Here is a 17,528-nt window from a genome sequence, read left to right on the forward strand (position 1 = left end):
CTTTTTTCATGACTGGTTATAAATTCTGTAACAAATGGTGATGCCTTGCCGGATGGCACACACCTCTTCAATCCGCAGCTAGGATGATGACCTATTGGGGCCAAGCTGCCTCGGATTGAACTCTGGACACCATGAACCAAACTGCCGCACTGCAGGGCGATGCCATCTACGCCCTGCTGGACCAAGCCCATGAGCTACTGAACGACTACAACGACGACAAGCCCGGCAGCATCAGCCGTCAGGACCGCATCGCTGCTGCGGTGGAGTTGATGGGGCAGCAGAACTTTGCCCCAGCCACCGTGCAGGAGCTCGAGCGCGTTCACGACTTCTGGCTCTACCTCGATCAGCCCGAGGCGGCCAACAAGCTGCTGCAGCAGCATCGCGACACCGCCCTGGCCGCTGCCGACGAACTGAGCCCCGCAGAGGCCGCGCTGCGCCTGAGCCTCAGCGACATCCAGAGCCGCATGGGTTTTGACCAGCCCTCCGCACAAGCACTGCTGAGTGCCGCAGCACAGGCCATTGCCCGGCTGCCCGAGGATGTGGACAGCGACAACTACTGGCATGGCTGGCACTGGATGGCCTCGCAGCTCCAGGCCTGGGAAGCTGCGGCCACGGGCCTTGAGCTGCAACGCGCCCAGGAGCGTCGCAACCCCGATCTGGCCGAAGATGCGGCCTACCTCGATGCCATCCTCTGCGTTCGCAAGGCGGAAATGGCTCAGAAAAGCGGCCACGCCAGCGAGTCAGCCAGCCTCGTGCAAAACGCCATCAATATATTGCGTGATGCCGCGCCCGATCAGCAGGTGGACTTTGACCGCTGGATGACGCTGGCCGACCATGTGCTGCCGCTGGCCCCGCAAAGCCTGCCCGCCCTGCTCATGGCCTGCGAGCAGCAACTGGCCGCTCTGGAGAATCCCCCGCCCTCGCAAGCCGTCAAGGCGCATCGCCAGGTCAAGATCGTGCGACTGCAAGCCCAGGCCTGCGCTCAGGCCGGTCAGCTGGAGGCAGCTCTGCAGCTGGCCCCTCAGGGACACTTCGGACTGACGGATGACTCGGGCGATCCCTTCACCGCCTCCTGGCTGGGCTGGCTGGAGCAGACCGGGCGCCTGAAACAAGCTGCCGATCTGGCGCTGGAGAGCGTGCTCCACGCTCGTCCCGTCTCGGCCGTGGCCGCCTTCGAGCTCGCCAAGAAGCAGTTCAGCAACGACTCGGAAAACGCCATCACCTGGGCCCTGGTTCTGGCCATTGGCCAGACCGACGAGGACATGCGCCAGCTGCTCGCGCAAGAAGAGAGGCCGCTGCATCCGGCTGATTTCTATCTGAACATGGTGCGCGCAGCCCAGCCGGCGCATCCGGTGCTGGCTCTGCTCGACGGCCTGCGTCTGGCACGCAAGCGCCAGATGGAGCAGGCTCTGCCGCTGCTGGAAATTGGCGTGGGCCAGCACCCCGAGATGGCCGACAGCGACAAGCTGCCCGCGCTCTGGGCTGCCCGCTTTGCCGCGCTGCCGCAGGAAGAAGCGCTGGCTCGGCCTTTTCCCCAGGGCCATGGCGCGCACTGGTGCTACGCCGCCGGCGTGGTCCTTGACGATGCAGACGATCTGGCACCGCTGATGGGCGGCAAGAAGAAAGTGCCTGCGCAGGAGGTGCGCGAGCCTCTGGTCGTGCGCTACTACGAGGAGGGTCTCGCCCGCTTCGAGCATTTCTGGGCGACTGGCCAGGGCCGCTTCAAGGATGGCGACCTGCATGTGTACTCCATGCTCTGCAACAACCTGGCCATCAAGTACCGCTTCATGGACCGCTACGACGAGGCCGCCGAGCTGCACCACAAGGGACTGGGCAGCAGCCCGTTTGCCGAGCATCACAACGGCCTGCTGTGGTGTGCCGTGGGCAAGGATGACGACGCGCAGACCGTGGTCGAGGCCGAGCGCCTGTGGCATTTCGCCCAGGAGCATGGCTACAGCCGCCACGAACCCACACGTTACTTCTCCACCGTCGCCCTGTCGCTCTACAAGCTCAACCGCGATGACGAGATCAGCATCTGGATGGAGCGTCTGGACCAATGGTTCCACGACCTGGATGAGGACGAGCAGCGCGACGTGCGCCGCAACTACCTGGCGTCCCTGATGTCCATGCTGGACTTTTTCTCCAGCACACGCCCCGAGCTGGTGCTGCCGCGCCTGCGCGCACATCAGCAAGAAGTCATCGCGCTGCAGGACTGCTATCCGCTGCGCCGCCTGGCCTGTGCGCTGGAAGCCTACCCCGAGCTGCTGGAAGAATCCGTGGCACTGCACAAGCAGGCCAACAGCTATCTGGACAAGGATGACGACGAGGACGAGCGGCGCATGTCGCAGTCCGGCATAGAGCGCGCCGAGCGCAAGCTGGCCGAACGCGACGCCCAGGCCGGCGCTGAGGCATCGGGTCGCAAACCATGGTGGAAATTCTGGTGAATCAGGTCGTCGAAAAAGCCGCTGCCGCCAGTGCCTACAAGGCGCGCGATGTCGTCAACGCCCCGGCCATCAAGCAGCGCATCAAGGAGCGCAGCGCAGAGCGCGGCGACGCAGCCGATGTCGCTGCCTGGCTGGGCAACCACTTCTACCGCCATGTGGTGGGCAATCTGCAGGCCGACGAGCCTGACGTGCTGCGCATTGCCGACGTCCGGCAGTTGCAGGAGCTGGCCGGCCGTCAGCAGCCGCCGGCCTGGGCGCTGGAGCGGCTGGAGCGCAGGCAGGCCGGCTTCGAGCTGCCCGAGCTCTGGTGGGTGCAGCCCGACAGCGCCGCCCTGCTGGCGCTGGAGACACGGCTGGTGGAATTTCTCTCCACCCGCAAGGGCACCTCTCTCGAAGGCAAGCTGCAGCGCGTGAACTGCCCGCAGGCGCTGGCGCGCTGGACGCTGGAGCATCTGGCTTTCGAGAAAAAGCAGAACAGCGGCCGGGTCGAGCACAGCCAGAGCGCCGTGCACGGGCTGCTGCGCGGCCAGCACGGTACCTTTGTGGAGTTTGACGGCACAAGTGCGCAGATGCGCCAGGAAATGGCCTATGAAAGCCAGATGATGGGCCACTGCGTGGGCCAGTTTGCCAACCGCAAGTCCTTCAGCGGCGGCTATGGAGAACATTACGCCGAGGGTCTCGAGTCGGGGCGCATGCGGCTGTTCAGCTACCGCACGGGCACGGCCCAGCCCCGCATCACCGTCAATGCCTATGTGCAAAAGGACGGCAAGCTTCAGATCGAGCAGATCAAGGGCAAGCAGAACCGACCGCCGATTGCGCGCTATATGCCCGATGTGGTGACTCTGCTCAATCATCTGCCGCTCAATGACGAGGTGCCCGAGGACGCGCTGTCCATGGGCATTGTGCGCCGCCCGCCCGAGCTGCTGAAGTCCCATCCGGGGCTGGCGCCCTGGTGCTCGGTGCAGGAGCTGCAGACCGACGACGAGCAACTGTGGCTGATGCAGCAGCACCCCGCCCTGCTGCCCCGGCTCAATCTGCAGTCACCGCTGATGCAGTGGATGGTGGCGGCACGCAAGGACTCGCTGGACAGCGAAGTCATTGAACGCATGCCCAAATCCGCCGCACTGAAACAGAGCTTGCTGATGGCCAGAAAGCGTCCCGGTCGCCCAGGAGTTCGCACATGAGCGGATGGACGATCTTTCTACTCATCGTGGCCCTGGTCTACTGGGTGCTGCGCGGCGGCTTCAAGCGCCTCAAGGAGGCCAGGCAACGCGGCGACATCATCAGCTACCAGGCGGGCAGCCAGGAGCGCAACTGGGCCCTGGCCCTGGCCCACCCCATGGCCTACCACGCCATGCAAGGCGGCTTTGCCAGCGATCTGCATGGCGCTGACGATGCGCTGGCCAGGCAGCTGCGCCCCATGATCCTGCACCATCTTGGCCTGCGCACCGACCTCAGCGACGAACAGGTGCGCCAGCAACTGCCCGACGCACTGCGCCAGCGCTGGTTCATGCTGGATCTGCAGCGCCTGCAGCGCAGCGACGACGTGCGCGCCGCAATGGCGTTTGCCTGCGCGCGCGTGACCTTTTTTGTGCGCAGCGCCAGGCTGCTGGAATGGACGGACGAAGCCCTGCATTGGGATATCCTTCAGCTCAACGCACAGCGCGCCCAGCAATGCTTCGACAGCTGGCTTGCTTTCGGTCAGGCCTATGCACAGGGCCGCGCACAATGGCTGGCACAAGGCCGCAGCGATATACTGGGCAAGGCCTTCACGTCCGAAGAAGTGGCGCAATGGGTGACGCAGGAGCAGCACCCCTGGCATGCGATGAGCTGGAATCTGCCGCTGACCGGCGATGAGGCAAAGCCCGCCTCCGAGCCTGCGGCATAAGTGCGGGACACCCGCAAAAACCGAGGGACTGCCAGGCAGTCCCTTTTTACATCCGCGGCGCGGGCATTCAGGCAAAGATACTTCGGGCTTCCGTGAATCGCTTGGCGAAGTACACATTGTCCATGCGTACCCGCTGCACCGTTCCGCCGCTGGACGGCGCGTGCACAAACTGTCCGTTGCCCACAAAAATTCCCATATGGGAATAGCGCCCGCCCAGAGTGTTGAAGAACACGAAGTCGCCGCGCATCAGATCGCGTCCGTCCACCGGGTTGCTGGCCTGCGCCCATTGCGATGTGGTGCGGGGCAGGCGCATTTCCGTGATGCCCCCCACGGCCCACTGAATCAGGCCGCTGCAGTCAAAACCGCCTTCAGGCGAGTTGCCGCCATAGGTGTAAGGCGTGTTGACCACCAGCATGGTGCGCGCCAGCAGCGACTCGCGCAGCTCTGCATCCAGACTCAGGGCATTGGCCGGGCGCACGGAAGATCCGCCTTGCGCAGCAGGCCGGGGCTTGTCTTTGGTGGTGGAACACCCTGCCAGCACCGCAAGCAGCGAACCCGCCAGCATCAGCGCGCCGCGGCGCTCCAGACATTGAGGCAGAGGTTGCCGCTGGCCCGCCTCCATGAAAGTCCTGTCTTGTAGCTTCATGGAAAGGCATGTTCTCAGAAAGCCGCCCATACAGCCACCTTCTACCCACAATTACTGCGCTTCTTTACAAAAAAGTGAGCTGCTCTCGCTTGTCATTCCTTTGATTCAGATGCATTTCTCATCCAAACCCATAAACAACAAGCGCAAGCAGCTCACTTTTTATAGATCGCTGATCTCAAACCAAGCCCCCCCCCAACTCAGGGACAGCGAGCAAGCGCCTATGCCGGCCGCGCCGCCGCGCAGCGAGGTTGTCGTCCTCCTTGGGGCGCCCGGCCAGGGGAAGCCGCGCAGCGGCTCAGGGGGAGCTATCAGAACGGCAGCTTGGGCATGCCGCCGCCGCCCATCATGCCCTTCATGGCCTTCATGCCGCCCATCTTCTTCATCATCTTCATCAGACCGCCGCCCTTGAACTTCTTCATCATGGTCTGCATCTGCTCGAACTCCTTGAGCAGGCGGTTGACTTCCTGCACCTGCACGCCTGCGCCGTCGGCAATACGCTTTTTGCGCGTGGCCTTGATCAGGGCGGGGTTCTTGCGTTCCTTGAAGGTCATGGAGCAGATGATGCCTTCCTTGCGCTTGATCTCGCGCTCGGCCTTGTCCATATCGACCTGACCGGCCTTGCCGGCCAGCTCGGCGGGCAGCTTGTCCATCAGGGTCGAGAGACCGCCCATCTGCTTCATCTGCTGCAGTTGGGCCAGAAAGTCGTTGAGGTCGAAGCCGTCGCCGCTCTTGAGCTTCTCGGCCATCTTCTGCGCGGCTTCCATGTCCACGCCCTTGGTGACCTGCTCGACCAGGGCCACGATGTCGCCCATGCCCAGCACGCGCTGTGCGTGGCGGTCGGCATCGAAGACTTCCAGGCCGTCGATCTTTTCCGAGACACCGGCGAACTTGATGGGCGCGCCCGTGATCTGGCGCACCGACAGCGCAGCACCGCCGCGAGAATCGCCGTCGAGCTTGGTCAGAACGATACCGGTCAGCGGCAGCGCTTCCTTGAAGGCCTTGGCCGTGTTGACCGCATCCTGGCCCTGCATGGCATCGACCACGAACAGGGTTTCGACGGGCTTGAGCGTGGCGTGCAAATCCTTGATTTCGGCCATCAGCAGCTCGTCGATGGCCAGACGGCCGGCCGTATCCACCAGCAGCACATCGAAGAAATGCTTTTTGGCGTAGTCGATCGCGGCCACGGCGATATCGTGGGGCTTCTGGTCGGGCGTGGAAGGGAACCACTCGGCGCCAGCCTGGGCCGTCACGGTCTTGAGCTGCTCGATGGCCGCGGGGCGATAGACGTCACCCGAGACCGTGAGCACCTTTTTCTTGCGCTTTTCGATCAGATGCTTGGCCAGCTTGGCCGTGGTGGTGGTCTTGCCGGCGCCTTGCAGACCAGCCATCAGAATGACGGCGGGAGGCTGGGCATTGAGGTTGATGTCGGCCACGCCTTCGCCCATGGTCGCCGCCAACTCCTTGTTGACGATGGACACCAGCACCTGGCCGGGCTGCAGCGAGCTGATGACTTCCTGGCCCAGCGCCTTTCCCTTGACGCGGGCAATGAAGTCGCGCACCACGGGCAGGGCCACGTCGGCCTCCAGCAAGGCCATGCGCACTTCGCGCAGCATGTCCTGCACATTGGACTCGGTGATGCGGGCCTGGCCGCGCATCTCTTTGACAAGGCGCGAGAGTTTATCGGTGAGTGCGGAGGCCATAAGCAAAAAGCATTCGAAAGTTATGGATGGACGGGAGTCGTGCGCGAGCGCGCAGCACGGTTCCGGGCAGCTTGCGGACCCAGCTCAGGCGAGGCGAAGCTGCATGAACAGGCATTTTACCCGCTGCCCTTGATTGACGATGCCCCGCAGGCTTGTCCGTGATCTGCCTCAGGCGTGCAAGGTCGCTGCGCCCTGCCTCACAACTCCCTCGAAAGAGACCAGACCGGTCCTGAATGGACCTTAATGGACCTGAATCGAGCTCTCCTGCAAGTCCTTGCGCGTGGCGCAGGACTGGCCGGCTGGGCGGGAAGACTGGAGACATCGCCCGGCAGGAGAAAATCCTTGAAGAACGGGCTCGAAAGTCGACGATCTGCTCGCAAGCGCTCAAACCCACGCTCATGACCGGGTTCAGGCAGTGCTTTATGCACAAAATTGCCGGACGGCAGCGGCCTGCAAAAGATGAGTGCGGGCCAGCGGCACTATCATAGAAAGCATGCTCTCCCAACCGCTCACCGCAGCTGGCCCCATTGGCTGGATCCTGGCCATGGCCGCAGCCATTGCCTACGCCATTCCTGCACTTGCCACCCAGCACCTGCAAGAAGCCGGTGCCCGTCGCTGCCTGCGCCTGGCCTGGGCACTGCATGCCCTGCTGCTGGGCTGGGGTCTGCTTGGCGAGCTGCCGCACTTCGGCTTTGCTCCTGCACTCTCTATCACTGCCTGGCTGGTGCTGACCGTCTATGTGGTGGAGCAGCAGCTCTACCCGCAGCTGCGCTCGCGCTGGCCGCTGTCCATGCTGGGCAGCGTGGCCGTGCTTCTGGCCGTGGTGTTCCCCGGCACTCCGCTGCACGTCAACGCCTCGCCCTGGCTGCCGCTGCATCTGGCTCTGGGTATTGCTTCCTACGGCCTGTTTGCCGCAGCCGTCGTTCATGGCGCGCTGATGAGCCATGCCGAGCGGCAGATGCGCCAGGGCGGCGACCATGACAGCGGACTGCCGCTGCTGACGCTGGAGCGGCTGACCTTCCGTTTTGTCGGAGCGGGCTTTGTGCTGCTGACCGCCACACTGGCCGCAGGCTGGCTGTTTGGCGAGCAGCTCTACGGCAAAGCATGGGTGTGGAATCACAAATCCATTTTCTCCCTGCTGTCCTGGCTGGCATTTGCCGTGCTGCTGTTCGGCCGCAAGCGATTCGGCTGGCGCGGCCAGAGCGCCGTACGTGTTCTTTATATCGGCGCCATCTTTTTGCTGCTGGCCTATGCCGGCTCGCGGTTTGTGATTGAAGTCCTGCTGGAGCGCGCAGCATGAAGTATTTGCTGGTCCTGCTGGTCGTGGTGGTGGCTGTCGGAATCTGGCGCAACAAACGCCGCGCTGAAGTGGCCGATCAGACCAGGCCTGCCAGCACCCCCAAGCAGGCACAGACCATGGTAGCTTGTGCTCACTGCGGCCTTCACCTGCCGCAAGCAGATGCCGTGAGCGACGCCTCGGGCAAGATCTTCTGCAGCGCGGAACACCGCCGCCTGGCCCAGCAAGACACTGCCCGCCACTGACCGCATGGTGAACTCCGCCTCGCCCTGGCAGCACACCGCCATCCCGCTCGATGAAGCCATCAGCCGGCGCGCGGACGCCAGTCTCAACGCCCCGTTCGTGCGCCTGTGGCAGGCCTTCCTCAGCGGCCGCGTGCTTCTGGCGCTGGCCCTGGTGCTGCTGCAGACGCTGAATCTGCAGCTGCAGAACATCAGCTCTCCCCTGGCCTGGCTGATCTGCTTCACCTATCTGACGCTGACCGTCGTGCTGCGCCTGGCTGCCGGACGTCATTTGCCGGCGCCTCGCGCAGCCCTGCAATGGCTGCCCGTGATCGGCGTCGACATTGCGGTGATCTTTCTGCTGCAGATCTTTCAGGTCGGCTCGCTCAACTACACCGCGCTGCTGGCCATTCCCGTCCTGATCTCCTCGGCGCTGGGTGGACTGATGCTGGCCTTTGGCACCACGGCCAGCATCACGCTGCTGACGCTGGCCTATACCTTCTGGCAATACCATGGCGGGCTCAACGACGGCGCCCAGTCTTACTACCAGACGGCTTTTTCCTGCGCCGGCTATTTCTGCGTGGCCTATCTCACGCACGAGCTGGCCAAGCGTGTCCGGCGCGAGCGTTCCCAGGCACTGTTCAACCGCTTGCGCACCCAGACCCAGGAGCAGGTCAACAGTCTGGTGATCAACCACTTCTCCGACGGCGTGCTGGTGGTCGACTCGAGCTTGCTGGTTCTGCAGGCCAACCCAGCTGCCTTGCAGCTGCTGGGCCTGCCCATAGATCACCCCCAGCCTTTTTCCCTGCAGGCCCACAGCTGGTGGGAGCCGCTGGCGCATTCAACACAAGCCAGCTTTGCCCATGCCCGCCCGCTGTCCGCCACGATTCACCTGCAGGCCCATGAACGACACGGCGCCACGGGCATGCATGTGCGCACACGCATCACCGAAGTTTCGGCGCCCTATCTGGACGAGGGTCCGCAGGCGCAAGCCAGCCATTCGCTTTGCGTCATGTTTCTTCACGACCTGCGCGAAATGGAAGCGCAGCTGCGCACCGAAAAGCTGGCCTCCATGGGCCGTATGTCGGCTGCCGTGGCCCATGAAATACGCAACCCGCTGGCCGCCATCACCCAGGCCAATGCGCTGCTGGCCGAAGACCTGGCGAGCCAGCCCGGCCCCCAACAGCTATGCCGGATCGTGGGGCAGAACGCCGACCGACTGGCCCGCATCGCCGAAGAAATCCTCAACCTGGCACGCGTGCAGCAGGGCGCAGAAACCCATCAGGGCCAGTCGCTGCCGCTGGACACCCTGCTGGCCCAGATCAGCCATGAATGGCGCATACAGGCCGCTCCGCCGCGCCAGCTTCTGCTGCGGCTCAATGCAACGGCCCGCCACATCCTGTTCGATGAAGAGCATCTGCGCCGCGTGCTGATCAACTTGCTGGACAATGCCCAGCGCCACCGCAGCCATGCCGGCAATGAGGCGGGCCTGCAGTTGATCAGCGGCCACGGGCCCTTGAACGGTCAGATCCAGGGTCTCGCACCGCAGGACGACACCTGCTGGTTCATGGTCTGGAGTGATGGGGCACCGCTGGAGTCCAGCGTCGAGCGCCATCTGTTCGAGCCGTTCTTCTCCTCCCAAAGCCGCTCCAGCGGCCTCGGACTCTATATATGCCGCGAACTGTGCCAGCGCTACGATGCCTCCATCAGCTATCAACGCCTGGCTCGCAGCACACCGCAAGGCGAGGTGAACGGCAATGCCTTTATCGTGACTCTGCGCAGCGGCCCTTCATCCCTCGCGAGCCACTCCCTGTTTGACTCGATCATGGTGTAAGCCCAGTGACATCATCGCCTCACTCATCCGCAGCGGCCAGCATTCTCGTGGTCGATGATGAACCGGATCTGCGCACGCTCTACGAGCTGACCTTGCTGCGGGAAGGCTACCGCGTGGAAACCGCGGGCTCGGTCCAGGAAGGCATGACTCAGTTGCAAGGCCGCAATTTCGATGTCTTGATTACCGATATGCGCCTGCCCGACGGGATCGGCATGGAGCTGCTGCTGCTGCTGCGCGATCAGTCGCGCAGCGAGCGCTGCATCGTCATGACGGCCTACGGCTCTGCCGAAAACGCCGTCGAGGCCCTGCGCGCGGGTGCGTTCGACTATCTGACCAAGCCCGTGGACCTGCGCCAGTTCCGTCAGGTCGTGGCCTCGGCCGTGCAAGGCATTGGCGCGGTGCCCAAGCCCGGCAACCCGCAGACCAGCGACAGCTCGGCCGCCAGCGGCACTGGTGCGGGAACGCCAGCTGGCGCCCTGGAGGCTCTGGTTGGCAGGTCTCAGGCCATGCAGCTGGTCAAGCAGCGCATTGCCAAGGTCGCCAAAGGCATGGCTCCCGTGCTGATCCACGGTGAATCCGGCACGGGCAAGGAACTGGTGGCACGCGCCCTGCACGGCTGCAGCCAGCGGGCCGGCGGCCCCATGGTCGCGGTCAACTGCGGTGCCATCCCGGAAAGCCTGCTCGAAGCCGAGTTCTTCGGTGCCCGCAAGGGCTCCTACACCGGTGCCACGCAGGACAGGCCCGGCTACTTCCAGGCCGCACAGGGCGGCACCTTGTTTCTCGATGAAATCGGCGACCTGCCCCTGGCCATGCAGGCCAAGCTGCTGCGCGCCATTCAGGAGCGCAAGATTCGTCCGCTGGGCAGCACCCAGGAAGAAGCCGTCGATGTGCGCATCGTCAGCGCCACCCACCGCGATCTGGGAGCGGAAGTGCAGGCAGGCAATTTCCGCCAGGACCTGTTCTACCGCCTCAACGTCATCGAAATCGAGCTGCCCGCGCTGCGCGAGCGCCGTGAAGACCTGGGCCAGCTATGCCAGGCTTTGCTGCAAAAGCTGGCCCGCGAGTCCGGACTGGCTACGCCGGAGCTGGACGACATCAGCCTGAGCCAGATAGCCCGGCTCCCGCTGCCTGGCAATGTGCGCGAGCTGGAGAACGTGCTGCACCGCGCCATTGCACTGGGCGAGGAAGGCCCGCTGCGTCTGCCCGAATCCGGCGTGCCGGCCGAGTGCGCTGGCGTGGCGGTAGCGGCCTCCTCGGGCGCTTGGGCATCGAGCGCACCGCCGCCGCAAACTCAGCACGCAGGCAGTCCGGCCATGCTGCCGGAGGATCTGCAAGGCTGGCTTGATGAGCAGGAGCGCAGCATCCTGGTCAGAGCCCTGCAGGACAACGGCTTCAACCGCACAGCCACGGCGGCCAGACTGGGCATCAGCCTGCGCCAGATTCGCTACCGCATCGACCGTCTGGGCATAGACCTGCCGGCCGAAGGCAGCAAACACCAGAGCGACAATGTCTGATTCCACGCCCCTTTCCTCCTCCCTGACCCAGCCCTGGCAGGCCGGCTGGTATGGTGCGGCGCGTCAGCTGAGATCTCCCAATTTCGGCCCTCGCCCCGAGGATGCGCAGATCGATCTCGTCGTCATCCACTCCATCAGCCTGCCTCCGGGCCAGTACGGCACAGGCGCGGTGCAGCAACTGTTCACCAATCAGCTGGACTGGGACGCCCACCCCTATTACCAGGGCATTCGCGGCCTCGAAGTCTCGTCACATTTCTTTATCACGCGCCAGGGCGAGATCTGGCAGTTCGTCAGCTGCGACGACCGCGCCTGGCATGCCGGTGTCAGTCAGTGGCGCGGGCGCGAGCGCTGCAACGACGACTCCATCGGCATCGAACTCGAAGGCCTGGAAGGCCTGAGCTTTGAAGCTCCGCAGTACCAGGCCCTGCAGCAGCTTTGCATGACCATCGCGGCGCACTATCCGGTGCGCTACATCGCCGGACACGAGCACATCGCGCCTGGGCGCAAGCAGGACCCCGGACCCGGTTTCGACTGGCCGCGGCTGCAGCAGCAGCTGGCCAGCACAGACGGCACGCGCAGCTGGGAATTCCCCCCCAATCCTGCAGCCTCAGGCGCAGCCTGAAATCTTCATAGCACCTACCGCCTTTCAGCACTCGATTTCATACATATTCACAGCTGAAATCTTTTATTTGCAGGCGCTATGCGCTCCTCATTTTGAGAATCCCAAGCATCCATCGTTGCGGGGCTTCGAAACGGCATGTCAATGGCGCGCGCGCAACAACTGTCGCCTGCATCAAACACGCAAATTTTTTACATATTTCCGGCCCGATCTGCCGCCGCGCGCAACCGCGCCACAGGCCTTTATTCATGCGGGATGAAGTCATTTTTGCGGCTGTCAAGCGGCGCTCGAAATGCCAGATTCAGTAGTTTCATCAGGTCGCTCGGATTTAAGCGCGATACACTACCGGTAGTGTTTTGAAGAGCCTCAGACCCCATATCTAGTGTTTACAAGTTGTGCACACCCTGTGCAAACCATGTGTAAACCGAGGCACCGAATCGTGTTTTTGATGGCCTGCCCACAGTGCAGGCCTTTGTCTGCCTATCCACATACTGACTCAGAGGAACTTATGCAAGAAGCGTTGAACTCACTGCCTTCTGCCGCGCCTGCCGGCGCAGCCAATTCTTCCTCCCCCAATGACAGCTATCAGATCATCCGCCGCAGCGGCGATGTGGTGGCTTTCGCGCCCCAGAAGATTGCCGTGGCCCTGACCAAGGCTTTCCTGGCTGTGCGCGGCGCGCAGGGCGCGGCGTCTGCCAGCGTGCGCGACACCGTCAACGAACTGACCGAAGGCGTGGTGCGCGCACTGGTGCGCTCGCGTCCCGATGGCGGCACCTTCCATATTGAAGATGTGCAGGACCAGGTCGAGCTGGGCCTGATGCGCGCCGGCCACCAGGACGTGGCCCGCGCCTATGTGCTGTACCGCGAGCGCCGCAACCAGGAACGTGCCGAGCAGAAGAAGGCCGCCGAAGTGGCCGCCGCTGCCGCCGCCAAGCCCGTGCTGCATGTGACCGACAACGGCCAGCGCGTGCCCCTGGACCAGGAGCGCCTGGAGGCTCTGATCGTCGCTTCCTGCCGCAATCTGAATGCCGACATCCAGTCCGCGCCCATCGTGGCCGAGACCCTGCGCAATCTGTACGACGGCGTGCCTCTGGCCGAGGTCTACAAGGCGTCCATCCTGGCCGCCCGTACGCTGATTGAAAAAGACCCCGACTACACCTACGTCACCGCCCGCCTGCTGCTGCACACCATCGTGCGCGAAGTCATGGGCCGCGACGTGCAGCCCGCAGAAATGCAGGCCGCCTATGCCGACTACTTCCCCGGCTTTGTGCAAAAGGGCGTGGACAACGAGCTGCTCAACCCCGAGCTGCTGAGCTACGACCTGCCCCGTCTGGCCAAGGCCCTGAAGGCCGAGCGCGACGAACAGTTCGACTACCTGGGCCTGCAAACCCTGTACGACCGCTACTTCCTGCACGTGCGCAAGACCCGCATCGAGCTGCCCCAGTCCTTCTTCATGCGCGTGGCCATGGGCCTGGCGCTGAACGAGCCTGACCGCAATGCACGTGCCATCGAGTTCTACGAGCTGCTGTCGTCCTTCGACTTCATGTCGTCCACCCCGACGCTGTTCAACAGCGGCACGCTGCGCTCGCAACTGTCGTCCTGCTACCTGACCACCGTGCCCGACGACCTGGACGGCATCTACGAATCCATCAAGGAAAACGCTCTGCTGTCCAAGTTTGCCGGCGGCCTGGGCAATGACTGGACCCGTGTGCGTGCCCTAGGCTCGCGCATCAAGGGCACCAACGGCGAATCGCAAGGCGTGGTTCCCTTCCTCAAGGTGGTCAACGACACGGCCGTCGCCGTGAACCAGGGCGGCAAGCGCAAGGGCGCGGTCTGCACCTATCTGGAATCCTGGCACCTGGACATCGAAGAATTCCTGGAGCTGCGCAAGAACACCGGCGACGACCGCCGCCGCACCCACGACATGAACACGGCGAACTGGATTCCCGACCTGTTCATGAAGCGCGTGATGGAAAAAGGCCAGTGGACCCTGTTCTCGCCCGCCGACGCTCCCGATCTGCACGATCTGTACGGCGAAGCCTTCGAGAAGGCCTACACCGCCTATGAAGCCAAGACCGACAGCGGCGAGCTCAAGCTGTTCAAGCGCGTGCCTGCCGTGGACCTGTGGCGCAAGATGCTCTCGATGCTGTTCGAGACCGGCCATCCCTGGATCACCTTCAAGGACCCCTGCAACATCCGCTCGCCCCAGCAGCACGTGGGTGTGGTGCACTCGTCCAATCTGTGCACCGAGATCACGCTCAACACCAGCGACACCGAAACTGCGGTCTGCAACCTGGGTTCCGTGAACCTGGTCCAGCACATCAAGGACGGCAAGATCGACCACGACAAGCTGCGCAAGACCGTGAACACGGCCATGCGCATGCTGGACAACGTGATCGACATCAACTACTACGCCGTGCAAAAGGCCAAGGACTCCAATCTGCGCCACCGCCCCGTGGGCATGGGCCTGATGGGTTTCCAGGACGCGCTGTATGAAATGCGCACCGCCTACGCCAGCCAGGGCGCCGTCGAGTTCGCCGACGAAGCCATGGAAGCCATCTGCTACTACGCTTACTGGGCATCGACCGAGCTGTCCAAGGAACGCGGCACCTACTCCACCTTCAAGGGCTCGCTGTGGGATCAGGGCATCCTGCCTCCCGACACACTGAAGCTGCTGGAAAAGGCCCGCGGCGGCTATGTGGAGGTGGATCGCTCCGCCAAGCTGGACTGGGACGCCCTGCGCGCCAAGATCGCCAAGGACGGCATGCGCAACTCCAACTGCGTGGCCATTGCGCCCACCGCCACCATCTCCAACATCGTGGGCGTGGATGCCTCGATCGAGCCTTCGTTCGGCAACCTGTCCGTGAAGTCCAATCTGTCTGGCGAATTCACCGTCATCAACCAGTACCTGGTGCGCGACCTCAAGCGCCTGGGCCTGTGGGACGACGTGATGGTCATGGACCTCAAGCATTTCGACGGCTCGCTGCGCGCCATCGACCGCGTGCCGCAAGAGATCAAGAACCTCTACGCCACCGCGTTCGAAGTCTCGCCCGAATGGCTGGTGGAAGCCGCCTCGCGCCGCCAGAAGTGGATCGACCAGGCCCAGAGCCTGAACATCTACATGGCCGGTGCATCGGGCAAGAAGCTGCACGACACCTACATGCTGGCCTGGCTGCGCGGTCTGAAGACCACCTACTATCTGCGCACCACCAGCGCGACCAATATCGAGAAGTCCACCGTGCAAAGCCGTGTGCTGAACGCTGTGTCCTCCGGCGCTCCTGCCGCTTCGGCGGCTCCTGCGGCCAAGCCTGCGGTGAGCGCACTGGAAGCCGCTGCCGCCGCCGCCCGCGCCCAGGCACCCGCCACGGACATCAAGTTCTGCGCGATCGACGATCCAGGCTGCGAGGCTTGCCAATAACTGGCTGACTCCCCCTGAAGCGCTTGGCCTAGGCGGCCCCGCGCCTTCCCCCTCTCTGGCGCTGAGCGCCGGAGGGGGACGACACCCTCGGTGCGCGGCGGCGCTTCCTCGGTGTCTCTCGCTTTAGAGTGCGCCAGTATTTGAGTGGTGCCACTCCATCAATAAATGACTGAAAAGCTGGATGTCGATTGCATTGCACCCAGCCTTTTCCCCCTCAAGGAATAAATATGCTGAGCTTTGACGACGACACCTTTGCCTCTTCCGCCACCAGCGCAGAAGCCGGCGCGTCCACCAGCACCCACAAGCGCGTGAATGCCGCCGACAAGCGCATCATCAACGCCAAGACCGACGTGAACCAGCTGGTCCCCTTCAAGTACAAGTGGGCCTGGGAAAAGTATCTGGCCACCTGCGCCAACCACTGGATGCCGCAGGAAGTGAACATGACGCGCGACATCGCGCTGTGGAAGGACCCCAACGGCCTGACCGAAGACGAGCGCCGCATCGTCAAGCGCAATCTGGGCTTCTTTGTGACGGCCGACTCGCTGGCCGCCAACAACATCGTGCTGGGCACCTACCGCCACATCACGGCGCCCGAGTGCCGCCAGTTCCTGCTGCGCCAGGCCTTCGAGGAAGCCATCCACACTCACGCCTACCAGTACATCGTGGAATCGCTGGGCCTGGATGAATCGGAAATCTTCAACGCCTACAACGAAGTCCAATCCATCCGCGACAAGGACGAGTTCCTGATCCCCTTCATCGAAGCGATCATGGACCCCAACTTCAACACCGGCACGCCCGAAACCGACCAGACGCTGCTGAAGTCGCTGATCGTTTTTGCCTGCCTGATGGAAGGTCTGTTCTTCTACGTGGGCTTCACGCAGATCCTGGCCCTGGGCCGCCAGAACAAGATGACGGGCGCTGCCGAGCAGTACCAGTACATCCTGCGCGACGAGTCCATGCACTGCAACTTCGGCATCGATCTGATCAACCAGCTCAAACTCGAGAACCCCCATCTGTGGACGGCCGAGTTCAAGCAGGAAATCACGGAGCTGTTCCAGAAGGCTGTGGAACTCGAATATCGCTATGCCGAGGACACCATGCCACGCGGCGTGCTGGGCATGAATGCATCCATGTTCAAGGGCTATCTGCGCTACATCGCCAACCGTCGCGCCACGCAGATCGGTCTGGAGGAACTGTTCCCCGGTGAAGAAAATCCCTTCCCCTGGATGAGCGAAATGATCGATTTGAAGAAAGAACGTAACTTCTTTGAGACACGAGTGATCGAGTATCAGACCGGAGGCGCACTTTCTTGGGATTAATTGCTTCTAAGCAGGCACAATGCGAGTCATGACTTGCTTCACTTCATTGCTACAAAAAACTGAGATTTTTGGCGTGAAGCAAATTTGTGTTCCTAGCGATGCGTAACTCCACATCGCTTTGAATCGTCCGGCACCGCAAGGAACCGGACGTCTTATGCAAATCAACGAAGGAGAAAATGATGGCAACTGCGAAGAAGACGGCCGCCAAGGCCACAACCGAGAAAAAGACACCTGCCAAGAAGGCGGCCGCGCCCAAGGCTGAAGCTGTGAAGAAGGCAGCTGCAACCAAGACCGCAGCCCCCAAGGCTGCTGCTCCTGCAAAGGCTGCACCCAAGAAGGCTGCAACCGCTGCCAAGGCTGCTGCTCCTGCAAAGGCTGCACCCAAGAAGGCTGCAACCGCTGCCAAGGCTGCTGCTCCTGCAAAGGCTGCGCCCAAGAAGGCCGCAACCGCTGCCAAGGCTGCTGCTCCTGCTAAGGCTGCACCCAAGAAGACTGCAACCGCTGCCAAGGCTGCTGCTCCTGCAAAGGCTGCACCCAAGAAGACTGCAACCGCTGCCAAGGCCGCTGCTCCTGCGAAGGCTGCACCCAAGAAGGCTGCAACCGCTGCCAAGGCCGCTGCTCCTGCAAA

At 63.0% G+C, this 17,528-nt stretch carries 13 protein-coding genes; 11 read left to right on the top strand and 2 right to left on the bottom strand.

Annotated elements, in window-relative coordinates; all coding sequences use genetic code 11:
- Nucleotides 1-131 precede the first annotated feature (131 nt).
- Genes Cth01_RS05175 through Cth01_RS05185 form a run of 3 tightly spaced genes read left to right on the top strand, consistent with a single transcriptional unit; the run spans nt 132 to nt 4,332 of the window.
- The gene (locus Cth01_RS05175; protein WP_045838661.1) at nt 132-2,444 is read left to right on the top strand and encodes a hypothetical protein; all 2,313 of its coding nucleotides are present in this window, start codon (nt 132-134) and stop codon (nt 2,442-2,444) included.
- Nucleotides 2,426-3,628, top strand: coding sequence for a hypothetical protein (locus Cth01_RS05180; protein WP_045838662.1), 1,203 nt, complete (start codon nt 2,426-2,428; stop codon nt 3,626-3,628). Before Cth01_RS05175 ends, Cth01_RS05180 begins: the two co-directional genes overlap by 19 nt.
- Nucleotides 3,625-4,332 (top strand): DUF1266 domain-containing protein, encoded by a 708-nt coding sequence (locus Cth01_RS05185; protein ID WP_045838663.1) that lies wholly within the window; start codon nt 3,625-3,627, stop codon nt 4,330-4,332. The genes Cth01_RS05180 and Cth01_RS05185 overlap by 4 nt, the downstream gene beginning before the upstream one ends.
- A 67-nt stretch (nt 4,333-4,399) precedes the next feature.
- On the opposite strand, the gene Cth01_RS05190 is transcribed toward Cth01_RS05185, so the two are convergent.
- Together Cth01_RS05190 and ffh are read right to left on the bottom strand one after the other, a co-directional pair.
- Complete coding sequence (locus Cth01_RS05190) at nt 4,400-4,978, bottom strand: C40 family peptidase (RefSeq protein ID WP_045838664.1); 579 nt, start codon at nt 4,976-4,978, stop codon at nt 4,400-4,402.
- 308 nt (nt 4,979-5,286) lie between these two features.
- Nucleotides 5,287-6,678 carry a signal recognition particle protein gene (gene ffh, locus Cth01_RS05195; protein WP_045838665.1) on the bottom strand — a complete coding sequence of 464 codons (1,392 nt, stop codon included), beginning with the start codon at nt 6,676-6,678 and terminating at the stop codon, nt 5,287-5,289.
- Between the two features lie 493 nt (nt 6,679-7,171).
- On the opposite strand from ffh, the gene Cth01_RS05200 reads away from it, so the two are divergent.
- The 8 genes from Cth01_RS05200 to Cth01_RS05235 form a co-directional block, all read left to right on the top strand.
- The gene (locus Cth01_RS05200; protein WP_034357803.1) at nt 7,172-7,978 is read left to right on the top strand and encodes a cytochrome C assembly family protein; all 807 of its coding nucleotides are present in this window, start codon (nt 7,172-7,174) and stop codon (nt 7,976-7,978) included.
- Nucleotides 7,975-8,220: a PP0621 family protein gene (locus tag Cth01_RS05205; protein WP_045838666.1), complete on the top strand. Its 246-nt coding sequence runs from the start codon at nt 7,975-7,977 to the stop codon at nt 8,218-8,220. The genes Cth01_RS05200 and Cth01_RS05205 overlap by 4 nt, the downstream gene beginning before the upstream one ends.
- 4 nt (nt 8,221-8,224) lie before the next feature.
- Nucleotides 8,225-10,030 (top strand): sensor histidine kinase, encoded by a 1,806-nt coding sequence (locus Cth01_RS05210; RefSeq protein WP_034357807.1) that lies wholly within the window; start codon nt 8,225-8,227, stop codon nt 10,028-10,030.
- 47 nt (nt 10,031-10,077) lie between these two features.
- The gene (locus tag Cth01_RS05215) at nt 10,078-11,544 is read left to right on the top strand and encodes a sigma-54-dependent transcriptional regulator (RefSeq protein WP_082085635.1); all 1,467 of its coding nucleotides are present in this window, start codon (nt 10,078-10,080) and stop codon (nt 11,542-11,544) included.
- The gene (gene ampD / locus Cth01_RS05220; RefSeq protein WP_045838668.1) at nt 11,537-12,166 is read left to right on the top strand and encodes a 1,6-anhydro-N-acetylmuramyl-L-alanine amidase AmpD; all 630 of its coding nucleotides are present in this window, start codon (nt 11,537-11,539) and stop codon (nt 12,164-12,166) included. Before Cth01_RS05215 ends, ampD begins: the two co-directional genes overlap by 8 nt.
- A gap of 505 nt (nt 12,167-12,671) precedes the next feature.
- Nucleotides 12,672-15,581, top strand: coding sequence for a ribonucleoside-diphosphate reductase subunit alpha (locus Cth01_RS05225; protein WP_034394355.1), 2,910 nt, complete (start codon nt 12,672-12,674; stop codon nt 15,579-15,581).
- A 227-nt stretch (nt 15,582-15,808) separates the two neighbouring features.
- Entirely contained in the window at nt 15,809-16,900 is a 1,092-nt protein-coding gene (locus tag Cth01_RS05230; protein WP_045838669.1) for a ribonucleotide-diphosphate reductase subunit beta, read from the top strand.
- A 179-nt stretch (nt 16,901-17,079) separates the two neighbouring features.
- The coding region (locus Cth01_RS05235) for a hypothetical protein (protein WP_045838670.1) at nt 17,080-17,528 on the top strand (449 nt) is incomplete at its 3' end.

It is taken from the genome of Comamonas thiooxydans (assembly GCF_000964545.1).
GTDB lineage: Bacteria > Pseudomonadota > Gammaproteobacteria > Burkholderiales > Burkholderiaceae_C > Comamonas > Comamonas thiooxydans.

Excerpts from the sequence above, each read along its gene's own strand:
- Cth01_RS05175 (WP_045838661.1), top strand. The coding sequence starts at position 132 with ATGAACCAAACTGCCGCACTGCAGGGCGATGCCATCTACGCCCTGCTG.
- Cth01_RS05180 (WP_045838662.1), top strand. The coding sequence starts at position 2,426 with ATGGTGGAAATTCTGGTGAATCAGGTCGTCGAAAAAGCCGCTGCCGCC.
- Cth01_RS05185 (WP_045838663.1), top strand. The coding sequence starts at position 3,625 with ATGAGCGGATGGACGATCTTTCTACTCATCGTGGCCCTGGTCTACTGG.
- Cth01_RS05190 (WP_045838664.1), bottom strand. The coding sequence starts at position 4,978 with ATGAAGCTACAAGACAGGACTTTCATGGAGGCGGGCCAGCGGCAACCT.
- ffh (WP_045838665.1), bottom strand. The coding sequence starts at position 6,678 with ATGGCCTCCGCACTCACCGATAAACTCTCGCGCCTTGTCAAAGAGATG.
- Cth01_RS05200 (WP_034357803.1), top strand. The coding sequence starts at position 7,172 with ATGCTCTCCCAACCGCTCACCGCAGCTGGCCCCATTGGCTGGATCCTG.
- Cth01_RS05205 (WP_045838666.1), top strand. The coding sequence starts at position 7,975 with ATGAAGTATTTGCTGGTCCTGCTGGTCGTGGTGGTGGCTGTCGGAATC.
- Cth01_RS05210 (WP_034357807.1), top strand. The coding sequence starts at position 8,225 with ATGGTGAACTCCGCCTCGCCCTGGCAGCACACCGCCATCCCGCTCGAT.
- ampD (WP_045838668.1), top strand. The coding sequence starts at position 11,537 with ATGTCTGATTCCACGCCCCTTTCCTCCTCCCTGACCCAGCCCTGGCAG.
- Cth01_RS05225 (WP_034394355.1), top strand. The coding sequence starts at position 12,672 with ATGCAAGAAGCGTTGAACTCACTGCCTTCTGCCGCGCCTGCCGGCGCA.
- Cth01_RS05230 (WP_045838669.1), top strand. The coding sequence starts at position 15,809 with ATGCTGAGCTTTGACGACGACACCTTTGCCTCTTCCGCCACCAGCGCA.